This is a genomic window from Serinicoccus marinus DSM 15273 (assembly GCF_008386315.1).
GTDB classification, from domain to species: domain Bacteria; phylum Actinomycetota; class Actinomycetes; order Actinomycetales; family Dermatophilaceae; genus Ornithinicoccus; species Ornithinicoccus marinus.
In genome coordinates this window covers 1,198,995-1,221,213 of sequence record NZ_CP043808.1, presented here as the reverse complement: position 1 = coordinate 1,221,213, position 22,219 = coordinate 1,198,995, and the positions used below count along the sequence as shown (strand labels likewise).

21 protein-coding genes are annotated in these 22,219 nt (G+C 71.4%); 4 read left to right on the top strand and 17 right to left on the bottom strand.

The features are described from left to right. Positions 1-138: 138 nt before the first annotated feature. The 10 genes from FU792_RS05725 to FU792_RS05680 all read right to left on the bottom strand — a co-directional run bounded on the left by FU792_RS05725 (position 139) and on the right by FU792_RS05680 (position 8,806). Positions 139-1,143: an ABC transporter substrate-binding protein gene (locus FU792_RS05725; protein WP_033418737.1), complete on the bottom strand. Its 1,005-nt coding sequence runs from the start codon at positions 1,141-1,143 to the stop codon at positions 139-141. Beyond that, positions 1,143-2,249 carry an ABC transporter permease gene (locus tag FU792_RS05720; protein ID WP_022924684.1) on the bottom strand — a complete coding sequence of 369 codons (1,107 nt, stop codon included), beginning with the start codon at positions 2,247-2,249 and terminating at the stop codon, positions 1,143-1,145. The genes FU792_RS05725 and FU792_RS05720 overlap by 1 nt, the downstream gene beginning before the upstream one ends. Next, positions 2,246-3,013 (bottom strand): ATP-binding cassette domain-containing protein, encoded by a 768-nt coding sequence (locus tag FU792_RS05715; RefSeq protein ID WP_022924685.1) that lies wholly within the window; start codon positions 3,011-3,013, stop codon positions 2,246-2,248. Before FU792_RS05715 ends, FU792_RS05720 begins: the two co-directional genes overlap by 4 nt. 71 nt (positions 3,014-3,084) lie before the next feature. Further along, a complete protein-coding gene (locus FU792_RS05710) occupies positions 3,085-4,143 on the bottom strand; it encodes a LacI family DNA-binding transcriptional regulator (RefSeq protein ID WP_022924686.1) in 1,059 nt (352 codons plus the stop codon). A gap of 217 nt (positions 4,144-4,360) precedes the next feature. Beyond that, positions 4,361-4,927 carry a P-loop nucleotide/nucleoside kinase family protein gene (locus FU792_RS05705; protein WP_022924687.1) on the bottom strand — a complete coding sequence of 189 codons (567 nt, stop codon included), beginning with the start codon at positions 4,925-4,927 and terminating at the stop codon, positions 4,361-4,363. A 14-nt stretch (positions 4,928-4,941) separates the two neighbouring features. After that, a complete protein-coding gene (locus FU792_RS05700; protein WP_149814601.1) occupies positions 4,942-5,574 on the bottom strand; it encodes a hypothetical protein in 633 nt (210 codons plus the stop codon). Positions 5,575-5,668: 94 nt separating this feature from the next. Continuing rightward, entirely contained in the window at positions 5,669-6,739 is a 1,071-nt protein-coding gene (locus FU792_RS05695) for a hypothetical protein (protein WP_022924689.1), read from the bottom strand. Positions 6,740-6,744: 5 nt separating this feature from the next. Continuing rightward, positions 6,745-7,077 (bottom strand): PadR family transcriptional regulator, encoded by a 333-nt coding sequence (locus FU792_RS05690; RefSeq protein ID WP_022924690.1) that lies wholly within the window; start codon positions 7,075-7,077, stop codon positions 6,745-6,747. 47 nt (positions 7,078-7,124) lie between these two features. After that, positions 7,125-7,619, bottom strand: a complete 495-nt coding sequence (locus FU792_RS05685; RefSeq protein ID WP_022924691.1) for an enolase-like domain-containing protein — start codon at positions 7,617-7,619, stop codon at positions 7,125-7,127. A gap of 92 nt (positions 7,620-7,711) precedes the next feature. After that, on the bottom strand, positions 7,712-8,806 hold the full coding sequence (locus tag FU792_RS05680; protein ID WP_022924692.1) for a tartrate dehydrogenase: 1,095 nt from the start codon (positions 8,804-8,806) through the stop codon (positions 7,712-7,714). A gap of 231 nt (positions 8,807-9,037) precedes the next feature. Between FU792_RS05680 and FU792_RS05675 the strand changes: the two genes are divergently transcribed. Continuing rightward, a complete protein-coding gene (locus FU792_RS05675) occupies positions 9,038-10,987 on the top strand; it encodes a DUF305 domain-containing protein (protein WP_193559856.1) in 1,950 nt (649 codons plus the stop codon). Positions 10,988-11,063: 76 nt separating this feature from the next. Here FU792_RS05675 and FU792_RS05670 read toward each other — a convergent pair whose 3' ends face one another. The 4 genes from FU792_RS05670 to FU792_RS05655 are packed head-to-tail and all read right to left on the bottom strand — an operon-like array spanning position 11,064 to position 13,753. After that, a complete protein-coding gene (locus tag FU792_RS05670; protein ID WP_022924694.1) occupies positions 11,064-11,426 on the bottom strand; it encodes a hypothetical protein in 363 nt (120 codons plus the stop codon). Then, entirely contained in the window at positions 11,423-12,664 is a 1,242-nt protein-coding gene (locus FU792_RS05665; protein ID WP_022924695.1) for a saccharopine dehydrogenase family protein, read from the bottom strand. The genes FU792_RS05670 and FU792_RS05665 overlap by 4 nt, the downstream gene beginning before the upstream one ends. Then, positions 12,661-13,020 (bottom strand): hypothetical protein, encoded by a 360-nt coding sequence (locus FU792_RS05660; RefSeq protein WP_022924696.1) that lies wholly within the window; start codon positions 13,018-13,020, stop codon positions 12,661-12,663. The genes FU792_RS05665 and FU792_RS05660 overlap by 4 nt, the downstream gene beginning before the upstream one ends. Before the next feature lie 58 nt (positions 13,021-13,078). Then, a complete protein-coding gene (locus FU792_RS05655; RefSeq protein ID WP_022924697.1) occupies positions 13,079-13,753 on the bottom strand; it encodes a haloacid dehalogenase type II in 675 nt (224 codons plus the stop codon). Between the two features lie 92 nt (positions 13,754-13,845). Between FU792_RS05655 and FU792_RS05650 the strand changes: the two genes are divergently transcribed. Continuing rightward, the gene (locus FU792_RS05650) at positions 13,846-14,580 is read left to right on the top strand and encodes a flavodoxin family protein (RefSeq protein ID WP_022924698.1); all 735 of its coding nucleotides are present in this window, start codon (positions 13,846-13,848) and stop codon (positions 14,578-14,580) included. A gap of 7 nt (positions 14,581-14,587) precedes the next feature. On the opposite strand, the gene FU792_RS16685 is transcribed toward FU792_RS05650, so the two are convergent. Both FU792_RS16685 and FU792_RS05645 read right to left on the bottom strand, forming a co-directional pair. Continuing rightward, entirely contained in the window at positions 14,588-14,890 is a 303-nt protein-coding gene (locus tag FU792_RS16685; RefSeq protein WP_022924699.1) for a hypothetical protein, read from the bottom strand. After that, positions 14,887-16,122 carry an amidohydrolase gene (locus FU792_RS05645; protein WP_022924700.1) on the bottom strand — a complete coding sequence of 412 codons (1,236 nt, stop codon included), beginning with the start codon at positions 16,120-16,122 and terminating at the stop codon, positions 14,887-14,889. The genes FU792_RS16685 and FU792_RS05645 overlap by 4 nt, the downstream gene beginning before the upstream one ends. 11 nt (positions 16,123-16,133) lie before the next feature. Between FU792_RS05645 and FU792_RS05640 the strand changes: the two genes are divergently transcribed. Together FU792_RS05640 and FU792_RS05635 are read left to right on the top strand one after the other, a co-directional pair. Next, a complete protein-coding gene (locus FU792_RS05640; RefSeq protein ID WP_238706052.1) occupies positions 16,134-17,234 on the top strand; it encodes a M20/M25/M40 family metallo-hydrolase in 1,101 nt (366 codons plus the stop codon). A gap of 1,265 nt (positions 17,235-18,499) precedes the next feature. After that, positions 18,500-19,108, top strand: a complete 609-nt coding sequence (locus tag FU792_RS05635) for a hypothetical protein (protein ID WP_149814600.1) — start codon at positions 18,500-18,502, stop codon at positions 19,106-19,108. Between the two features lie 126 nt (positions 19,109-19,234). On the opposite strand, the gene FU792_RS05630 is transcribed toward FU792_RS05635, so the two are convergent. Further along, positions 19,235-19,480 (bottom strand): hypothetical protein, encoded by a 246-nt coding sequence (locus FU792_RS05630; protein WP_149814599.1) that lies wholly within the window; start codon positions 19,478-19,480, stop codon positions 19,235-19,237. Positions 19,481-22,219 lie beyond the last annotated feature (2,739 nt).

Sequence of the window (22,219 nt, the reverse complement as noted above, 5' to 3'; positions counted from 1 at the left end):
TGCGTGGTGCTCCCGCGGATCTGCCGCGGGGGTCGGGATGGTCGGTGTGGTCGGTGCCCGGCGCCGGGTCGCGGCCGGCGCCGGGTCGTGGTGCCCCGTTCCAGGGCCGGGGCACCACGACCGGGGGTCAGCGCCGGGTCAGCACTCGGAGGCGTAGAGGGCCGCCTGGCCCTCCTCGCTGTCCAGGGTGTCGGCGGTGACGATGGTGAAGCCCGTCTGGATCTGGGCCTCGGTCTCCTCGCCCTCGAGCGCCATGAGGGCCTGCTCGACGCCCTGGTAGCCGATCTCGTAGGGCTGCTGGGCGATGATGGCCTGCACGGTGCCGTCCTCGAGGGCCTCGACCTGGGCGGGGCCGGCGTCGAAGCCGACCACCTGCACCTCACCGGAGACACCCGCCTGCTCGATGCCGGTGGCAGCACCCTCGGCGCTGAAGATGTTGGTCGCGAAGATCGCCACCAGGTCGGGGTCGCGCTGCAGCGCCGAGGTGACGATGGAGGCCGCCCGGGCCGGCTGGTTCTGGGCGTACTCCACACCGACGTACTCGAAGGAGTCGTCCTGCGCCACGGCCTCCTCGAAGCCCTGAACCCGGTCGTCGGAGGTCGAGATGCCCGGCTGGTTGTCGATGACGAGCACCTTGCCGCCGTCGGGGGCCAGCTCCTGGATGGCCTCGAAGGCCGCGGCGCCGCCGCCGACGTTGTCCGAGGCGATCTCGGAGACCGCGAAGGAGGGGTCCTCCACCGTGGTGTCCACCAGGACGACCTCGCTGTTCTCGGCGGCATCCTCGAGGGGCCGCTGCAGCGCGGTCACGTCGTTCGGGGCGATGAGGATGGCGTCCGGGTCGCTGGCCGCGACCGAGGTCACGATCGGCTGCTGCAGCGCCGGGTCCCAGCGCTGCGGGCCCTGGACGGACACCTCGGCGCCCAGCTCCTCGGCCGCGGCGCGCACGCCGCACTCCATGGAGATGTAGAAGTTGTCGCCGATGACGCCCTGGATGAAGGCGACCTGCGGGGTGCCGGAGGAGCCACCCTCGGCCTGGGTGCCGTCGGCGCCGTCGCCGCTGTCGGCGTCACCGCCTCCGCAGGCGGCCAGCCCCGTGGTGGCGAGAGCGGCGGCGAGGATCGTCATGGATCGGTGGAGTCGCATCAGGAGTCCTTTCGGTGGTGGGTGAAGATGCGGGAGAACAGAGAGCTGCGGGGGCGGCCGCGGGTCGCGGACGCGCGGCGGACCTGGTCGAAGTAGACGGCGCCGATGAGGAAGGCCCCGACCACGACCTGCTGCCAGTACGGCGCCACCCCGAGGATGACGAAGCCGTTGCGCAGCGTGGCCGGGATGAGCAGGCCGACCACCGTGCCGAAGACGGTCCCGATGCCTCCGAAGAGGCTGGTCCCGCCGATGACGACGCCGGCGATGACGTCCAGGTTGGTGAGGCTGTGCCCGGCGATGGTCGTCGACCGGAAGAACGTGAGGTTGAGGATCCCGGCGAGCCCGGCCAGCAGCCCGGCGAAGGCATACACCCGGATGAGCTGCCGGTCGACGTTGATGCCGACCCGGCGGCAGGCCTCGGGGTTGGACCCGACGGCGCTCGTGTGCAGCCCGAACTTGGTGCGGCGCAGCAGCACGATGCCGAGCACGACGACGAGCGCGGCCACGAGCACGAGGATGGGGACCCCGGCCACCTGCCCGAAGCCGACGGTGTTGACCAGGACGTCCGGGACGGCGCGGCGGTCGATGCCGCCGGTGAAGACCTGGGCCAGGCCCAGCGCGGCGCCGAAGGTGCCGAGCGTGACGATCATGGGCGGGACCTTGGCCTTGGCGACGAAGAAGCCGTTGACCAGGCCCCAGGCCAGCCCGCAGCCCAGCGCCACCAGGATGCCGACGAGCGCCACACCCCAGCCCTGGCCGTCCCCGAGGCGCTCCATCGTCAGCGACGAGACCACCCCGCTGAAGACCAGGATCGACCCCATGGAGAGGTCGATGCCGCCGGTGACGATGATGAACGTCGTCCCCACGCCCAGCACGGCCAGGATGGCGACGCTGACCGCGATGTTGCGGAAGTTGGTGACGTCGAGGAAGGCCGTCGGGGCCAGGGTGCTGAAGATCGCGCAGATGACCAGCCAGACGAGCACGATCTGCAGGGCCTGCGCCTGCACCCGGCGGCGCAGGTGCTCCCCGACCGAGGTGCGGGGGGCGGCGTCCTCGGTCTCGGGCGCGGCGGCCACGTCGTCCTTGGTGTGCGTGGCGTTGCTCATGAGGCCTCCCTGGTCTCGAGTGCTCCGGTCATCGCGCCGACGAGCTCCTCGACGCTGGAGGACTTGGCGTCGTAGACCGCGACGCGACGGCCCTGGCGCATGACGTGCACCCGGTCCGAGACCTCGAGGACCTCGGGCATGGAGTGGCTGATGTAGACGACGCCCAGCCCCTGGTCGCGGATCCGGCGGATGAGGTCGAGCACCCCCTTGGTCTGCACGACGCCGAGCGCGGCGGTCGGCTCGTCGAGGAAGATGACCTTGTCGGCCCAGGTGGCCGCGCGGGCGACCGCGATGGCCTGGCGCTGGCCGCCGGACATGCCGCTGACCGCTCCCTCGTAGTCACGGACGGTCGCCCCGAGGCTGTCGAAGGCCTCGGCGCCGCGCCGGCGCATCTCGGCGCGCTGCATGAAGCCGAGCCGGCCCAGCAGCCCGGGCCGCATGAGCTCGCGGCCGAGGTACATGTTCTGGATGGGGTCGAGGTGGTTGGCCAGCGCGAGGTCCTGGAAGACCGTCTCGATCCCCAGGTCGCGGGCGTCCGTCGGGCTGGTGAGGGTGAGCTCGCGGCCCTGGAAGGAGATGGTCCCCCCGTCCGGGGCGTCCGCACCGGACAGGATCCGCACGAGCGTGGACTTGCCGGCGCCGTTGTCGCCGATGAGCGCGGAGACCTCACCGGGACGGACGTCGAAGTCGGCGCCGTCCAGCGCCTGCACGGCGCCGAACCGGCGGACGATGCCGCGCGCCTCGTAGATCGCGTCGGTGCTCATCGGGGCTGCTCCTTCCTGGGGTGGTCCTCGGGGATGTCGCACCCCGTCGTCGCGGTGAACATGTGCCTCCTTCAGGCTCGGGACATCTGCTGGGGGGTGGGAGGTGCGGCGATCTCGCCGGTCCCACGGGGGATGAGTCGGGCCGGCACCTCGATGACCCCGGTCGGGCCGTGGGTGGGGTCGTGCGGCGGCAGGTGGGCCAGCAGGGCCTCCGCCGCCGTCTGCGCGATCCGCCGGGCGGAGTGGTCGACCACGGTCACCGCGGGCTGCACGCTGTCCGCCATGGTGAAGTCCCCGAAGGACACGAGGGCCACGTCGGTGCGGCCGAACTGGTGCAGGGCGGGCACCACCCCGAGGGAGAGCCGCGAGCTGCAGGAGAAGATCGCCGTGGCCGGGTCGGCGAGGTCCAGCACCTCGCGCACCTGACGCATCGCCGAGCTCTCGTCGTCGCACTCCATGCGCATCAGCTCGGGGGCCACCTCGACGCCGGCCTCGGTCAGCGCCCGGCGGTATCCCTCCTGCCGCCCCCGGGTGGTGGGCAGGTCGAGCGAGTCGCTGAGCAGGGCCACCCGGCGGTGGCCGTGCGCCAGCAGGTGTCGGGTGGCCTCGAAGGCCATGCCGGGGTCGTCGGAGACCACCGAGGCGGCCCCCTCGACGTGGCCGACGCGGTCCACGAAGACGACCGGGGTGCCGGCCAGGTCCGCGGCCGAGATCGAGACGGGGGTGGTCGGCGCGACGATGACGCCGGCGCAGCGTCGGCGCACGAGGCTGCGGACGATGTCGCGCTCCCGGCCCTCCTGGCGGTTGCTGGAGGCGAGCAGGCAGCTGTAGCCGGCGGCGTCCAGCACCGACTCCAGGGTCGCGGCCAGCTCGGAGAAGAAGATGTCGCCGACGCTGTCGACCACGACGCCGACGGTGCGGTCGTGCCCCGCGCGCAGCGAGCGGGCCGCCGGGTCCGGCTCGTAGGCGAGCGACTCCATCGCCTCCTGGACCGCCTGCCGGGTGGCGCTGGACACGTTCGGCCCGTCGTTGAGCACCCGCGAGGCGGTCTTGAGGCTGACGCCGGCCAGCGCGGCGACGTCACGGAGGGTGGGGCCGGGGACCCGCCGACGGGGGGTGAGGGAGGTCATCGACGGCCTCCCCGAGGACCGGGTGCACCAGCACGCCGCAGCGTGTGCGCTCGCTCCACCATGGAGTCCTCCGGTCGTCGTTGTCCATCGTTGTCATCTGCTGACAGGAGGAGTCTGCCTCGCAGATGACACCGTTGTCAACGGGTCGGTCCGACGAATTTCGGACGCGCGTGAGCACGCGACCCGCAGGGGGTGCGAGGACGCCTTCCCCGCTCTCTCAGCGCGGCGCCGGCACCAGCCGACGGTGCAAGGCCCGCGCCTGCTCCCGCGGGGATAGCGTGGCGTCCACCGCGAGGTGCGGCGCGCTCGGCGGGGCGAGGTCCACCCCGGCGAGGTAGCCGTCGAGGTCCGCCAGCTTGGCGTGGTCCCGCGGTGCCCCCCGCTCCCGTAGCCGTTCCCCGAGCCGACCGGCGGAGATCTCCAGCCAGGCCAGCCACGGCTCACCCCCGGCCGCGGTCAGCGTCCGGGCCAGCCCGGCCCACGCCTGCGGGTCCGCCCGCTCGGCCGTGAACGGCGCCACGAGCACCACCGGCGTGCCGGCGCGCAGGCAGTCCTGGGCCGCGCCCACCAGGCAGGCGTACCTCGCCCGGCGCACCTGCGGCGCGACCTGCGGGTCGTCATACCCCTGGCCCCCGAGCGAGGCCACGAGCAGGTCGACGAGCGGGTTCGTGACCGTGTCGAGGTCCAGCAGCGCCGCGCCGAGCACCCGGGCCAGCTCCTGACCGGTCGAGGTCTTCCCTGCGCCGGGTGCCCCGGTGACCGCAACTGCCAGCTGCTCTCCCACGGCGGTCAGCCTAGTCAGCCCTCCTGCTCATAGGCCGCCACGGCTCCGAAGACCGCGCGGATGCGGGTGAGGTCGAACTTCACCGACCGGTCGAAGCCGTAGATGCCGTTCTTCTCCTGGAAGACGTCGGTGAGCTGGGTGTAGCAGTAGCCGAACATCAGCGGGTCCTGGTCCAGCACCCGGGTCAGTCCCTCGACCCGGGCGTAGAACTCCTCCTCGTCGCGGACCCGGTCGCCGTAGCCCCACGACTCGCCCGCGTCCTGGGTCGCGTCCGCGTCGGAGCGCGCCGCCTCGGGCACCCACCAGATCCCGCCGTACTCGCTGCAGAAGTACGGCTGCCCGGCATACGGCAGCGAGTAACCGGGTGCCCCCTCGGCGCAGGCCCCGGTGTTGTCGTGCGGCCTGCCCTCCGCGAGCCCGGCCATGTTGGTGGCGAACTGCTCGGGGTCCTGTGTGTAGTCGTGGCTGTCCCAGACGTCCGTCGTCGGCACCCGGTGGCTGTAGCCCGAGGCGTCGATGACGGGCCGGGTCCGGTCGGTCCCCTTCGTCGCCCAGTACATCGCCGAGGGCCGCTTCCACAACCCGTCCCTCGCCACGGTCTCCCACGACCTGGAGGCCCTGACCGGCTCCGTGCTCGACCTGCTCATCGACCGCATCCACGGCTCCGCCGCACCGCCGGCGCCACCCCGAGGTCCCGTGGCGACTGACGGTGCGCGAGTCCAGCAGCGGGCCGCCGGGCACTCAACCCTCGGCGAGGTAGCGACGCCAGGCGGACGTCGCCAGGCCCCCGGCGAGGACGAGCACGGTGAACCCTACCCAGGACACCTCGGCCCAGGCGAGCCGGTCGAGCAGACCGCCGAAGGCGAGGAAGGCGGCCACGAGGACCATGGCGGATCGCGCCCAGGCGATCCGACGAGCCGCCGCCCTCCGGTCCCTCGGGAAGCTCGCAGCGTAGCCGTCCGCAGCACCGAAGTCCTCCTCCGGCGAGCGACCGGACTCCACCGTGTGCGCCCTGGCCTCCCGGACGATGTCGCGGACCTGGGTCTCGCGCAGGTCCAGCCGGAACCGGAGTGCCCCGGCAAGGTCCCGCTCCCACTCCTTGTCATCCCTCACGCGGGCGGGCCTGGGGCGGGGGCGTCGATCCTGGCTCTGCAAGACCCGCTCGAGGAGCGCTGCGACGCCGAAGTGTGCAGCCGACAGGGCCGCGAGCCAGAAGACGCTCCCGGTGGCGACCACCTCACCCCTGGTGCCCCAGACGAGCCAGGTGAGCAGCCCCACGCCGACGGTGGCGAGCACCAGCCCGATCGTGACCGCGATCGTCCAGGAGTGCCGTCGCAGCACCCGCTCCCAGGTGGCGAGGGCCAGGATGATCCCGAACCCGCTCGCCACCGGCAGGAGGAGCAGACCGGCCGTGTAGTCCGTGGTCAGCCCGTCTCGCGCCCACCAGACGGCGAGGATGAGCAGGCTGAGGATCCCGGCCACGACCGATCCCACGACAGGCACGTCCCGCCATTCCGTGTCCGCGACGGAGTCCAACACCCGCTGACCTCGTGCCACCCGTTCCTCGATGCGGTCCTGGGCCCACTCCTGCGCCGGGCCGTAGAGGTCCTCGGCCGGCTCACCGCTCTCGCGGACCAGCTCCAGCGCGCCCCAGAGCTCGCGCTCCAGCACGTCCAGGCGCACCCCCTGGGTGACCGACAGCGCCAGGACCCTCGAGGCCCACGTCTCGTCCTCCGCCTGCGCCCGGGCATCCCGGTATGCCTGCAGGACGTCCGAGGTCGAGGCCGTCGCCGACCCGTCTCGCTCCTCCATCACCCTCACCTCTCGTCGTCCGTGTCCAGGGTGTCCGTGAGCTCACGCCAGGCGGCGAGCCCCTCGTCGAGCCGCACCCGGCCCTCGACGGTCAGGCGGTAGTCCTTCCGGCCCGGCCCGGCCGCACCCTCTACCCACGTCGCCTCGATCGCCCCGGACTCCTGGAGCCGGGCGAGCGCCGGGTAGAGAGAGCCCCCGCGCAACCGCCCGAAGCCCCGCTCCTGCAGGGCTTGGGCCACGGCATATCCATGGACGGGGCCGGGGGCCAGACTGCCCAGGATCGCCAGCTCCAGCGCAGCCCGGACCCACGGGGCCGGCCACCTGGGCTCGTCGTTCATGTATCTAAGTACAGCACGTACTTAGATACGAAGCAAGAACCGCCCTGTTAGCCGGCCAGCTCCGCGCACACCTGCGCCAGGTCGGCCTTGCCCTCGCAGCCGATGCCGGGCAGCTCGGGCATGGTGATGTAGCCCTCGTCCACGGTGACGCCGTCGGGGAAGCCACCGAAGGGCTGGAACAGGTCGGGGTAGGACTCGTCGCCCCCGAGCCCGAGGCCCGCCGCGATGTTGAGGGACATCTGGTGCCCGCCGTGGGGGATGAAGCGCCGCGGCTCCCAGCCCAGCGGCGCCAGGGCCTCCAGGGTCCGGAGGTACTCCACGAGCCCGTAGCTGAGCGCGCAGTCGAACTGCAGGTAGTCCCGCTGCGGGTCGAGGCCGCCGTAGCGGGCGAGGTTCAGCGCGTCGAGGTGGGAGACGAGGTTCTCCCCGGTGGCCAGCGGCACGAGGCGCTCCCGCATGAGGGAGCCCTGGCCGTAGCGGCCGTTGCTGTTGAAGCCGAAGCCCACGACCGGCCGACCGTCGCGCACCTGGTCGGTGACCACCGGCCAGGCTCAGCGTCATCTGCGAGAAGTCGACGACCGCTTGCGGATCGGGCTGCTGATCGGGAAGGTGCGCTCGCGCACCTCGAGGATCCTCACGCGCCCGTCCCGCCACGCAGCTGCTCGCGCACGGCGTCCGCCACCTGGGTCGTGGTCGCCGAACCTCCGAGGTCGGGCGTGCGTATGCCCACGGCCAGGCTGGCCTCCACCGCGGCCACGACCTCGGCCGCCGCCTGCGGGTGGCCCAGGTGGTCGAGCATCATCGACGCGGCCCAGATCTGCCCGAGCGGGTTGGCGATCCCCTGACCGGCGATGTCCGGGGCCGACCCGTGCACCGGCTCGAACATGGAGGGGTGCTCCCGCTCCGGGTTGAGGTTGGCCGACGGGGCGATCCCGATGCTGCCGATGATCGCGGCGCCGAGGTCGGTGAGGATGTCGCCGAAGAGGTTGGAGGCGACGACGACGTCGAAGCGGCCGGGGTCGAGCACGAAGAGCGCCGAGAGCGCGTCGATGTGGTAGTCCCGCACCTGCACGCCCGGGAAGTCCTCGGCGCAGGCGTGGACCACCTCGTCCCAGAACGGCATCGTGTGCACGATCCCGTTGGACTTGGTCGCCGAGGCCAGCGAGCCGGACCGGTCCGCGGCGAGCTGCAGGGCATACCGGGCGGCCCGCTCGACGCCGCGCCGGGTGAAGACCGACTCCTGGACGGCCACCTCGTCAGGGGTGCCGCGATACATGCGCCCGCCGACCTCGGAGTACTCCCCCTCGTTGTTCTCTCGGACGACGAGGAAGTCGATGTCGGCGCCCTCCGGCAGCCGCAACGGGCACTCGATCCCGGGCATGAGCCGCACCGGCCGCAGGTTGACGTACTGCTTGAAGGCGCGCCTGATCGGGATGAGCAGGCCCCAGAGCGACACGTGGTCCGGCACCCCGGGGAAGCCGACCGCCCCGAGCAGGATCTGGTCGACCTCGGCCAGCTGGTCCAGGCCGTCCTCGGGCATCATCCGCCCCGTCCGGGTGTAGTGCTCGCAGCTCCAGTCGTGGTGCTGCCAGGTGAAGGCCAGCCCGTGCCGCTCGCCGACGGTCTCCAGGATCTCCAGCGTCGGCTCCATCACCTCCGTGCCGATCCCGTCGCCGGGGATGACGGCGACCCTGACCTGCTGTGCGGACTCCTCGACGATCGGACTCATGGCACCAGCCTAGGGGCGACCCTCCCCCTCGACTCCCGGAGGTAAAGGCCCCGTCAAGGTCTGTCCAAGATCCCGTCAAGTTCCTGGTGATCGCCTGAGGCCGGGTCTACCGTCGAGAGCACAGCATCCACGTTCATCGTCGTACCAACGGGGGTTTCTCACATGCGAAGTCACGCGGTCTCCACACGTCGACTGCTGCGAGGCTGGGCCGCTGCCCTGATCGCGCTGGTCATGACGGTCACGCTGCTGCCGGGGACGGTCCAGGCCGACCCCGACGACGTCGACATCAGCGACAACATGTCGCTGCTCGACAACACGCCCAAGCGCTCGCCGCTGGACAACGCCTTCAACTCCGACATCGCCTTCTGGGGCGACTACGCCTTCCAGGGCAACTACGACGGCTTCACGATCTGGGACATCTCGCGCCCGCGGAACCCGCAGATCGTCAGCCAGGTGCTCTGCCCCGGTGGCCAGGGCGACATCTCGGTCACCAACGACGGCTCGCTGCTGTTCTTCTCGGTGGACTACGCCCGCACCAGCACCTCGTGCACCAGCGAGCCCACCAACAGCGGCGACCCCGAGGGCTGGGAGGGCGTGCGCATCTTCGACATCAGCAACCTGCGCAACCCGGACTACGTCGGCGCGGTCGCGACCGAGTGCGGCTCGCACACCCATACCTATGTCCCCGACCCGGAGGGCGAAAGCGCCTACCTCTACGTCTCCTCCTACGGCCCCAACGACGCCTTCCCCAACTGCCAGCCGCCGCACGACAGCATCTCCATCGTCGACGTGCCGCTGGACGACCCGGGCTCGGCCTCGGTGGTCGCCGAGCCCGTGCTCTTCCCGGGCGGCGGCGCACCGGGCACCAGCGGGTGCCACGACATCACGGTCGCCCCGGAGCGTGGGCTCGCCGCCGGCGCCTGCATGGGCAACGGCATCCTCATGGACATCTCCGACCCGGTGCAGCCGCGGGTGATCGAGCGGGTGCGCGACGCCAACTTCGCGTTCTGGCACTCGGCCACCTTCAACAACTACGGCACCAAGGTCGTCTTCACCGACGAGCTCGGTGGCGGTGGCGCGGCCACCTGCAACGAGGAGGTCGGGCCCAACCGCGGCGCCAACGCGATCTTCGACATCGCCGGGGCCGGCAGCTCGCGCGAGCTGGTCTTCCGCAGCTACTACAAGATCCCGCGGAACCAGACCGACAACGAGAACTGCGTGGCCCACAACGGCTCGCTCGTCCCGATCAACGGCGGCGACATGATGGTGCAGGCGTGGTACCAGGGTGGTGTCTCGGTCTTCGACTTCACCAACTCCTCGGGGCCGGAGGAGATCGGCTACTTCGACCGGGGCGCGCTGTCCGACGAGTTCCTCACCGTCGGTGGCTCCTGGTCGGCGTACTACTACAACGGCCACATCTACTCCAGCGACATCGAGCAGGGCCTGGACGTGCTGCGGATCCGCGGCACGCGTGGCGACCGCCGGGTCACCTTCGACGTGCTCAACGCGCAGACGCAGTACCAGTACGCCGAGGGTCGTCAGCGCGGGCGCCTGCCGTCGATGGCCGCCGCTGGCGACACCGAGGAGGCCCCGGTCGTCGTGCCCGGTATGCCGGGTGAGTCGGCCACGTCGATGTCGGCCGCCGGTGCCGAGCGCCTCGCCAGCACGGACCGCTCGCTCGGCCTCGCCGAGACCAACGAGGCCAACGACGCGGACCAGATGTTCATGCACATGATGGCCCCGCACCACCACCAGGCCGTCCTCATGAGCCGCATGGCCCCGAGCCGGGCCGAGAACCCGCAGGTCAAGGCGCTGGCGGCGAGGATCCTGGTCGAGCAGGGTCTGGAGATCGACGCGATGCAGGGCTGGCAGGCCCGCAACGACCTGCCGGTCACCAACGAGAAGAGGGCCTACCGCCAGATGCTGGGCGACCCGGAGATGGTCGAGCAGATGGGCATGGCGACCCGGCAGGAGATGCGCGCGCTGCGCAACGCCGACGGGGCCGAGTTCGACGCGATGTTCCTCGACCTGATGATCCCGCACCACGAGGGCGCGGTGGACATGGCGGTCGACGTGAGCCTCGAGGGCACGGACTTCTTCGTCCAGCAGTTCGCCTCCGACCTCCTGGTCACCCAGGAGGCGCAGATCTGGGAGATGGAGCAGCTGCGACAGGCCGTCTGACCCGCCTCACCGCCGGCACCCGGTGCGCCCGTCCCCACGGGCGTGCCGGGTGCCGTCGCGTGCGTCCCGCGAACGGTCAGGCCCGGTCGTCGTCCTCGCCGGAGGCCTCGTCCCGGTCCAGCGCGGACAGCTCATCCAGCGCCTCCTGCCACCGCGCGCGCCGCGCTTCGTCGTCCTGCTCCCACCACGGTGTGCCGCGCTCCCCCAGCCCGTGCTTGGCCAGGTCGACGCGGCGACGGGCCGGCGCGGGGTCCTCACCGCGGCGCCGGTATGCGCGCACCGCCGAGCGGCCCCGCCCCAGGTGCGACAGCAGCTCGGCTGCGACCTCTTCCGGCAGGTGAGGGTCCTGCCGCCGCCAGCGGCGGCCGTCGACGACCAACCAGCGCTCGTCGTCGACAGGATCTGTCCCGCCGTGGCCGGGCGTCGTCTCGTCGCTCACGCGGCCCGCAGGTCCTCGTCCCCCAGCTCGCGGACCTCGAGCGTGAACCCCTGCGCGCGCAGCGCCGCCACGAGGTCGTCCCCGAGCGCGACCGCCGGGGTGAGAACGCCGCCGGACCGCCCCTGCTCGCCGCGGGTGGCGAGCAGCACGAGGGCGGCCTGCCCGAGCTCGACGGAGGTCGCGGCATACCCCGGGTCGCCCTGCGCGGCGACCGTGGCCGCCCACCGGCGACCGTCCTGCGTCGTGGTGATCGTCTCGGTGCGGAAGGAGCCGGCCTCGCGGGTCTCCCGGCTCGGTCCCTCGCCCGGCGAGGGCAGCGCGCGGTCGACCAGGGGCCGCAGACCGGGCACCATCATCGAGCCGGCGAGCGCGCCGAGGCCGCCGGCGACCAGCCGGGCACGCACCGCGCCACGCCAGCCGCGGCCGGTGCCGATGACCTCGCGGTAGCGGAAGGCGGGCCCGTAGGCGCCGTCCCGGAGCGCGTCCGAGCGGCGCACCACGCGGGTGTTGTAGGACGCCATGACGAAGGGAGCCGTCCACCTGCCGCTGTCCTGCTCGACGAACGGCCGCATGACGTCACGCTGCCCCGGAGCCCCGCTGCGGCCGCCGCTCAGCGCGAAGGGGTCGGCCACGACGCGGCGCAGGCCGGGCTCGTCGGCCATCTGCCGCAGCTGGCCGCGCATCGAGTCGACGGTGCCGCCGCTGAAGCCGCCCTTGGCCTCCCGCACCCACATGGTGGTGTCGGTGAGGCCACCGGCACCGGCCTCCTGGGCGGCGCGGTGGAGCAGGTGGACGCCGAGGTCGGAGGGCACCGAGTCGAAGCCGCAGGAGACGACGATCCGGGCACCGCTGCGCCGGGCGACCTCGTGCGCCTGCTCGATCGCCTCGCGGACGAAGAGGACCTCACCGGTGAGATCGGCGTAGTCGGTGCCCGCCTCGGCGCACGCGAGCACCAGCGGCAGCCCGTGCCGCTGGTAGGGCCCGACCGTGCTCACGACGACCCTGGACCGCTGCGCCATGGCGCGGAGGCTGTCGCCGTCCGAGGAGTCCGCGACGACGAGCGGCCACTCCGCCGCCCGCTCGCCGAGCCGGTCGCGCACCGCCCGCAGCCTGGGCTCGGACCGGCCCGCCAGGGCGATCGCCGTGCCCTCGGGAGCGGCCTGCGCCAGGTGCTCGACCACCAGCTCGCCGACGAAGCCCGTCGCGCCGTAGACCGTGATGTCGAGGTCGCGGCTCACCGGTCGTCCTGGGACACGGCGTCGTCGTCGGGGTCGTCCGCCACGCTGACGTCCGGCTCGGCGCGCCGGTGCCGTCGCAACGCCTGCTCGGCGTCGCGCCACGTCTCCTCGAGCCCGCGCTCGTCGTGGTCCGGGAGGAAGGCGTCCTCGACCGCACCTGCCCCGGCAGCCTCGGCGTCGCCGCAGACGTAGAGGCCGGCCGGGCGCGTCTGCCCGTCCACCTCGTGCGGCCACGGCAGGTAGATCACCGTGACCTGGTCCCCCTCCAGCTGCATCCTGCGGGTCTCCGGCCGCCGTCCCACGGGCAGGCGGACGACCTCGGCATACTCCACACCCTCGTCCTCTGGCTCGTCCATGCCACGAGTCTGTCACCGCCACGCACCGGGCCACCACCGCACCCGGCACCCGGCGGGCTCAGGCCTGCTGGAGGGCCTCGGCCAGGGCGGGCAGATCCTCCACCGTGAGGTCCGGCGCGGCGAGGTGGCCGGGGTAGCGTCCGCCGGACCGTGAAACCCACGTCGTGCCGAGCCCCGCCCGGTGCGCCCCGTGGAGGTCCCACGGGTGCACGGCGACGAGGACGGCGCGGTCGGCGGGCACGCCGCAGACGTCCAGCGCGTGCCGGTATGCCTCGGGCGCCGGCTTCCAGCGCCCGGCGTCCTCGACGCTGAGCAGCCGCTCGACGAGGTCGAGCGCGCCGGCCCGCCCGAGCAGACCCTCGGCCACGGCGGTCGAGCCGTTGCTCAGGGTGACCACCCGGAGCCCGCCCTCGCGCAGCGCCCGCAGGCCGGGAACGACGTCCGGGTGGAGCCCGAGGTCGGCGAAGCCGGTCATGACGTGCTCCACCCCGGCCGGCACGTCGTCCACCGAGCCCGCCAGCAGACTGCCGAGGAGCTCGCGCCCGATCCCGGCGAAGTCCGGGTTGTCGCCGGTGACGGTGAGCGCGAAGCCGTCCCGCAGCAGCGAGGCGAACCAGGTCGCCGCCTCCTCGGGAGGCACGCCGAGATCGGCGAAGCGGTCGCGCAGCGGCGACAGGTCCGACAGCGTCTCGTTGACGTCCAGGACGACCAGCTCGGGTCGGTGCAGGGCCACGGGCAAACCTCGCTCGTCGGGAAGGGGTGCGCCCGCACGCTACCGCCCGCCGTGCCACGCTGGGAGTCCCCGACCCGCCCAGGAGGCTCCCCGTGGACGCACCGCGCTACGACTCGCTCACCGCCCTGCTCGTCAACTGCTCACTCAGCCCGCAGGAGGAGCAGTCACACACCGGCCGGCTGCTCGACGTGGTGGACCACCTCATGTCGGGCGCCGGGGTGAGCGTGGACCGCCTCCACGCGGTGAGCCACGACATCGCCCCGGGGGTGCAGCCGGACATGCGCGAGCACGGGATCGCCACCGACGACTGGCCCTCCCTGTGGCCGCGGGTCGAGGCGGCCGACATCGTCGTGCTCGGCACCCCGCTGTGGCTCGGCGAGGAGTCGTCGGTGTGCCGGCGCGTCATCGAGCGGCTCTACGCCATGTCGGGGCTGCTCAACGACGCCGGGCAGTCGATCTACTACGGCAAGGTCGGCGGCGCGGTCATCACCGGCAACGAGGACGGCGTCAAGCACACGTCGATGTCGCTGCTGTTCTCGCTGCAGCACCTGGGGATGGTCATCCCGCCGCAGGCGGACTGCGGGTGGCTGGGCGAGATCGGGCCGGGGCCGTCCTACGCCGACCCGCGCGAGGACGCGGACCCGGTCGGTTTCGACAACGACTTCACCCGCCGCAACGCCACGATCATGAGCTGGAACCTCATGCACACCGCGCACCTGCTGCGGCAGGCGGGCGGGCTGCCGACCTACGGCAACGACCGCAACGCCCTCGGCGACGGCGAGCTCTTCGGGTATGCCGCGCCCCGGCCGGTCGCGGGCCAGGGCTGAGCGGCCGTCAGCCTCCGGCGGGCTCCTGCGGCACCCGCAGCGTCCAGCCCTGGTCGAGCAGCCGCCAGGAGCGCCGCGTCACCCGGTCCTGCTCGATCTCGCCGTCGGTGGTGACACGGAAGGCGTCCTGGGGCGCGTCCGCCTCGACCACGACCTCCCGGCCGGAGACGAGGGTGACGTCCCCGCCCATGACGACGACGTCGTCCTCGGAGCTGCCCGCGGCGGAGTTCGACAGCCGGAGCACCCGCCGGTCCTGCGACACCTCGCGCCCGACGCCCTCCCCGCCCCCGAAGGCCCCCTCGCCGGTCATGCCCGCGCCCCCAGCCGGGCGGTGAGCACCGCGTGCGCCGCGCTCACCCCGGTGCTCAGCGTCGGCTCCAGCTCCGGCGCGAAGAAGGGCGAGTGGTTGGTCACGGTGGGCTCCTCCCCCTCGACCGCCTCCCGGGTGAGGCCGCCGAAGAACCAGTAGACGCCGGGCACGTCGATCGCGTCCGGCAGCGCCCCGAAGTCCTCGCTGCCCATCACCGCCGGGATCTCGCTGACGTGCCCCTCGCCGAGCGTGCCGCGCAGCACCTCTAGCACGCGCCCGGCCTCGTCCACGTCGTTGTGCAGGAGCGGGAAGGTGCAGATCTCGGTGATCTCCGGCTCGGGTGCCTCCGAGGCCATGGCCTCGGCCATGATGACCCGGCGCAGGGCGCCGAGCAGGTGGTCGCGGACGTCGGCGTCGAGGTTGCGCATGTTGATGGTGAACTCGGCGGTGGCGGGGATGATGTTCTCCTTCATCCCCGCGTGGATGGTCGCGATGGTGATGACCGCGGCCTTCTGCGCCGGGACCTCGCGGCTCGTGAGGCTCTGGATGCGCACGATCATGTGCGCGGCGAGGACGACCGGGTCGATCGTCGACTCCGGCTGCGAGCCGTGGCCGCCGCGGCCCTTGACCACGACCTTCCAGGAGTCGGAGTAGGTCATCGCCGGTCCGGGGGTGAGGTCGACGGTGCCGGTGACGCCGGGCCACACGTGCTGGCCGTAGACCACCTCGGGCCGGTCGGCGCGGTCCCAGAGCCCGTCGGCCAGCATCGCCGCCGCGCCCTGGGCGGTCTCCTCCCCCGGCTGGAAGAGGAAGACGACCGTGCCCGACCACCCGTCGCGGTCCTGCGCCAGCAGCGTCGCGGCCCCCACCGCCGCGGTGACATGCATGTCGTGGCCGCAAGCGTGCATCACCGGGACGGCGCTGCCGTCGGGCAGGGTGCCGCGAGCGGTGGAGGCGTAGTCCAGCCCGGTGTCCTCCTCGACCGGCAGCGCGTCGGTGTCGGCACGGAAGGCCACGACGGGACCGTCGCCGTTGCGCAGCGTCGCGACCACGCCGGTGCCGCCGCACCGGAAGACCTCGTAGCCCAGCTCACCCATCCGCTCCTCGACCAGGGTCGCGGTCGCCTCCTCCTGCATGGACAGCTCGGGGTGGGCGTGCAGGTGGCGGTAGAGGTCGTGCAGCGACGCGCGCAGGTCGGGGTGGTCGTCCAGGATCGTCGTCGGCTCAGGCATACGGTGAGGGTATGCCGACCACCCACGCGGCCGCTGTCCGGAACCTTGTCGCCGCCCGGCTGGACGACGTGCTGGCGGACCTCGACCTGCTGGTCTCGCTGGAGACCCCGAGCCAGCGCCGGGACCTGCTGCGGGCGGCGCTGCCGCAGATCGAGGCATACCTCGTCGGGCGGTTGGGCGAGCCGGCGCGGAGGGTGCAGCACGACGGCGGTGAGTTCGGCGACGTGCTCGACCTCACCTGGACGGGGTCCGGGGCGGCGGGCGAGGTGCTGTCGCTCGCGCACTACGACACGGTGTGGCCCGAGGGGACGCTCGCCGGGTGGCCGCTGCGCCGCGACGGCGACGTGCTGACCGGGCCCGGCGTGCTGGACATGAAGCTCGGGATCGTGCAGACGGTCTGGGCGCTGCTGGCGCTGCTCGAGCTGGGCGTGCCGCACCCGGACCTCCGGTTGATGCTCACGGCGGACGAGGAGATCGGCTCGCGCGCCGGGCGACCGCACCTCGAGGCGGCGGCCCGCGAGGCGCTGGTCACGCTCGTGACCGAGCCCAGCGCCGACGGGGCGGTGAAGACGCGTCGCAAGGGGATGGTCTTCGCGGACCTCGTCGTCAACGGCGTGGAGGCGCACGCGGGGCTGGACCCGGACACCGGAGCCAGCGCGGTGCACGAGCTCGCGACCCTCGTGCCCGAGGTGGTCGCGCTCGCGGAGTCGGGGCGCGGGACCACCGTCAACGTGGGCACCTTCACCGGCGGCACCGGCCGCAACGTCGTCGCCGGGCACGCCACCTGCGCGGTCGACGTGCGGATCCAGGAGCCGGCCGAGGAGGACCGCGTCGTGGCGGCCCTGGAGGCGCTGCGCCCGCACGACCCGCGGTGCCGCCTCGAGGTCGCGATCGACCGCAACCGGCCGCCGATGAACCCGGGGGAGCACACGGCGCGGCTCGTCGGTCTCGCGCCCGGGTCGCGGGTGCTGACCTGGGTGTCGAGGTCGGTGAGGTGGCGGTCGGCGGTGCCAGCGACGCCAACTTCATCGCCGCGCTCGGGCTGCCGGTCCTCGACGGGCTCGGCGGGATCGGCGCCGGACCGCACGCCCGGCACGAGCACGTGCTGGTGAGCGGTGTGCCGCGGCAGACGGCGCTGCTGGCGGGGATCATCGAGCAGTTGGCGGGTAGTGAGGGTCGGCGCGTCGCGACCCACGCGCGGCGTGCTCTCGACGAGCCCGCCAGGGTATGCCCGGCCGTGTGCACGGAGGGTTACTACGGCTCGTCACGTGGCCTGGAATCGCGCTGGACGCTGTCGTGTGAGAGGTCAGATCTCGGCCGCGAGGGCGCTGCCGCTGATGCTCACCTGAGCTCTGTGGCCCCCCGGTGGGAGCCGACCGGAGTCCTGGGACATGGCTGTCGACGGCGCCCGTCGCGCCCGCCCCTCGACACGACTGTCACCGACGTCGTGGCACACACGGCTCTTCGCTCATACGGAGACGATGTCCCGGCCCCTCACCCGCAACACACGTCCTGATGCAGGACTGTCACCGAAGTCGTGATGCAGATGTGTCACTGAAGTCCTGGCACGTGGCGAAAGTGCCGCCAGATCTGCGTTGCGCTTGTTCGAACATGTGTGCTAATCTCGCGTCAGGTGGAGGGAGGGACGATGACACGACGTCGGGGCTGTGACGTGGCAGGTGGTGGGCTGCCGGAGCGCGCGAGCGTGCTCGAGCTGCAGCTGCGCCGTCTGATCCCGTCCGTTCCCCCGGTGCGGTTCTTTCCCCGACCGGGGTGCCGCGTGCTGGTCGAGGTGGCAGGTGTGTCCGGTGCCCCGACGGATTCGCGATCGGACGGCCACGCATCCCCTGGCAGCGGTGTGGCTCGCGTCGCGGACGACGCGCGCCCGGGAGGTGGGGAGCAGTCCGTCCCCACTGCGTCTGATCCTGGACGCGGGCAGGACCTCGGACACACGGCCTCGCGGGCGGCAGGGGGGAAGAAGACCGTCTACCGGGGTCCGGTCTCGGCACCGAGCAGGTGGTCGGCGAGACGTCCGGCGTCGCTGAGGCGTCGGGTGCGTCGCGAGGGTGCGTGAGGTCGCGGCGCGTCGTGCGGCGATGGAGGCCGAGCTGCTGGACGCGGCCTGGGACCTGGCCGCGCAGGTGGGTCGGGAGCTGTTGGCGGACAAGGGTTTCAGCGACGTCGAGGAGCTCACTCTGCGGGCCAGCGGCGCCGGTGGCGGGCCGAGACCAAGCGTCTGGCGTGCGCCCGAGCTGCAGGTCGCGCTCGGCGTCGGGGTCAAGGAAGCCCGCCAGCTCGTGGGCACGGCGTGTGCGCCGGCACCGGTCCGGGCCGCGGTGCACCACGCCTGCGCTCCGGGCTGGCGTCGTGGGGTCACGTGCGCGGATTCTGGGACCGGTGCGCCAACCTGCCCGCCGAGTCCGCCGCGCTGGTCGCCGAGTCGCTGTTCGGGTCCGACCCTGCGGGCGTGGTGCCCGAGCGTCTCGGCCCGGACGGGGAGCTGTTGGAGCGGCCCTGGCACGCGGCGCAGTTCCGGGCCGCGCTGGAGCGGGAAGCCGTCCGCGTCGAGGGCCAGGATGTGCAGGCCGAGCGCGAACGCCGCACCCGGGCCCGGGCCGAGCGGCGGGTCTGGCTGCGGGTCGACGACGACTCCACCGCCACGCTCGCGGTCACCGGCCCACTGACCAGCCTGTGCGCGATATCCCAACGCCTGGACTCCTGCGCCAAGAGCCTGCGCAAGGCCGGCGACGAACGCACCCTGGCCCAGCTACGCTCCGACGTCGCCCAGACCCTCTGCTGCACGGCACCCTCACCCTCCCCCACCACGACCAGAGCCAGACCCAGGACCACACCCGGGCCCGGGGCGAGTGCCAGATCCGGGGCGAGATTCGGAGGCAGGACCCCTGAACCTGGCCAGTCCTTCTCGACGGTAAAGACACGCCAGTGCTGGATCCGTGTATTTAACACTAGTTCCAATTCCACCTAGTCCAGCATTCTCACGATGTTTTAGCAAGAGTGGCGCGGCCAGGGCGCCAGGACATTCATCGACGCCTACAACATGGCGCATGAGCGCCCGCGTCTTGCGGACGTATCAGCATCACCCGAAGAAGGCTTACTCCCGCTGTCCCACACGTTCTACACGCTGGATCAGCGACTCCCCAACCCTGGGACCGCTGCCTGCCTCTTCGGTCGACAGGCGCTCAAGATCAGCAGCCACCTGCTCTTCAGGAACAGGCGCGGAGTTCGGAAATTTCATCGAGCCCGACTCCCAACTGAAAGTGTTGAGAAGGATGAGGACTTGCGCACCGTCCGTGACGTCGTCGGCCATGGCGACCACGTACTCCTCACCGACGTTCATGCGAATCGCACCCTCTGGCGCTGCCGGTGATCTCTGGCCGTCAACCTCAACGAACCCAGGAAAAGTGTAGATAGACAGCTGGTCACCAGCGGATACCCGTGTGACGGCCTGCGGGTGCTGCCAGACAACCTGCTCGACGCGCACGGTAAGGTCACGACCGAGCTCCACCTCACCAGGACCCGCTGAACTCGTGTGCGCGCCTCTTCTCCGACCACGGAAACCGCCAAGACGGAAGACCCCCAGCGGGCTATGTCCCCCAGCGACGCCGCCGGCACAATCGGTGTTCCGGCTTCCCGGACCGCTGTCGTTTCAGCTGCGTTCTCACCTGAACTGACAGCCGCTGGAGCGTCAGAACTAGCCTCACCTCCAGTTTCTGAAACCGACGCACCTCCACAAGCCGCCAAGGCGAATAGGGCCACGGCAAGTGCGCCAGTTTTGGCCTGGGTCAGCATTCTCTCCACTTGGCTCATCTCCTTGTGGTCTAGTACATCCGATCCGCTTCCCACAGGTTGTGTTCCCCAATGAAACGCATCTGGCCATCGAGTGGCTGCGTTCGCATGCAACCCAGATCGAGGTTTTGGTTGGCTACCTGAGGGTTTGACTGATTCCCATGCAGAAGACCGATAGTATGCCCTGTCTCATGACATACCACCGCCTTCGCTAAGTTATAACCGCCTTGATAAACGTCTGGTCTTACTCTGACTTGGTACGCCCCGCACCTAAGCCAATTCACCGCCGTCAGGCAATCAGTATTAGCCAGTGTATTTGTATCCGTTAGCGTATTATCCGGCCAGAAATGAACGTCAGTCTCCAAGTAGGAAAGTGAAGTGTCCCTAGCCGTATTGAGGTCTGTTGTACCCCAGTCGTTCATTGACGAGACAGCCGCGTTCAGAAAACTTGAACTATACCCATTGGAAAAAACCATGTGTGAGTCGCATTGTCCGCTCGGCAGACATCCTGACGAGGGCTTCCTTGCCTACAGTCGTCTAGTCCCGGATTCTGATAAGCGTTGTCGACCCCGTGATGAGCGTGAGCCGGCACTGCAGCTCCGAGCACCAACAGACAGACAGCAGTCGTACGAGTGGTTATCGATACTCGCTTTGTCACCCTTGATCCCACCATGAGTGCTGAAGTTACTCCCGGTTTCGAGGCCCGTCAACCGTTGCGTGAGGACTATGCGGCGAAGGATGAGCAGGGCCAGGCCATTGGCGTGGGGATGCGGTCAGCGTGTAGGTGAGGGAGCCGTTGGGTATTGCCGTTACTAGTAGAACGAACACGACTAGCGAAGTTGTCTCATGGCGGATTGGCTGGACGCGCGTCTTTCGAACCCACCTTGCCGGTCCCTCATCGGTAACCCGTAGAGAGACGTTCCTAGCGGCGACGCTGGGGTTGCCGCTGGGCCTGCCTGGCTCGCGCGGGGGCGCCCTGGTGGCCGCGAGAGCCGCGGTGCCAGGTCGCCGCGTCCGGGGGCACCCCCTGGGCGCGGTCGGTGAGCAGGCGGGCGTCCACGGCGTCAGGCGGCAGGCTGTTCGTGTTCTGGAGCCGGGACCGCAGCGCGTCGCGCCGTTCGGGGGTATCCCACTGCTTGGCCCACGTGGACTCCCGGCCGCGGTCGGCACTGTTCGCGCCGGTGGCGCGCAACCGCTCGGCCCGGTCGTTCGCGCCTCCCGCTCGTCGACGGCCCGGCCCTGCAGGTCCTGCACCGCCGCGAGCCGGGACGTGGCCCACTCGTGATCCGGCGCGCTCTTCGGCTCACCGTCAGGGCCAGGGACGGCAGCGTCCTCGACGACCCCCTGGAGACGCTCGGCCTCCCGGCCGAGCTCGTCGGCGTAGGAACCGAACTGGGCGACCTCCCACTCCGCCTGAGCCAGCGGTGAGGCCGCCCGTGCCTGGGCCTCGGCGCTGGACTCTGCCGTCTGGATCAGGTCACGCACCGTCAGCTGGTCCGGGTCCTGGATCCCGAACCGGTCCGCGAAGCCCTCCCGCATCATCTGGGCCCGGTCCGCCCTCGGGAGTGGGGCGCCGGACGCACTCCTGCGGCACGACGAGGCACATGATCCCCTCATCACTCCTGGGGGCCTCGAGGCCATCGCGCAGATCATCACCGCCCAACCCGACATCTGCCTGCAGGTCGTCATCCCCTGGGACACCCTGACCGGTCGGCCCGCCTGCTCCACCTGCCGGCCAGCCGTGCCCGATACCGCTACCGCCCGCGGGCACGGTCCACCCGGTGATGACGATCCGGCCGGCCTCAGACCGGGCCAGGGCCATGGTGCATCAGCGTTCCGGTGATGCTGTCGGTGAGGCCCTGGGGCGCCACCCTGCCTTCATCACCCCCGGGCACGCCCGCGAGCTCGCTCTCGCCCCGGGTACGACCCTGTCGAGGTTGCTGGTCGACCCGGCCGACGGGCGACTGATCGAGCGCCTACCGCCCGGATGCGGCGGTGCGGCGCCAGGTGATCGCCGCCGACGTCTACTCCCGGGCACCGGGAAGCCGCACCCCCGCGACGTCATGCGAGCTCGACCACGAGACCCCCTGGGGCACCGGCGGAGCGACCAGCGAGACCAACCTGACCCTGAAGGACGTCCGCAGCCACCAGTTCAAGACCGACCAGTGGTGGACCAGCACCCTGAGCCCCCGACGAGACCTCACCTGGCAGACACTCCTGGGCCAGGTCGAACGCACCCGCGGCCACGACTACCGCCAATACCTCCCCACCCACCGCACCCCGGCCGACG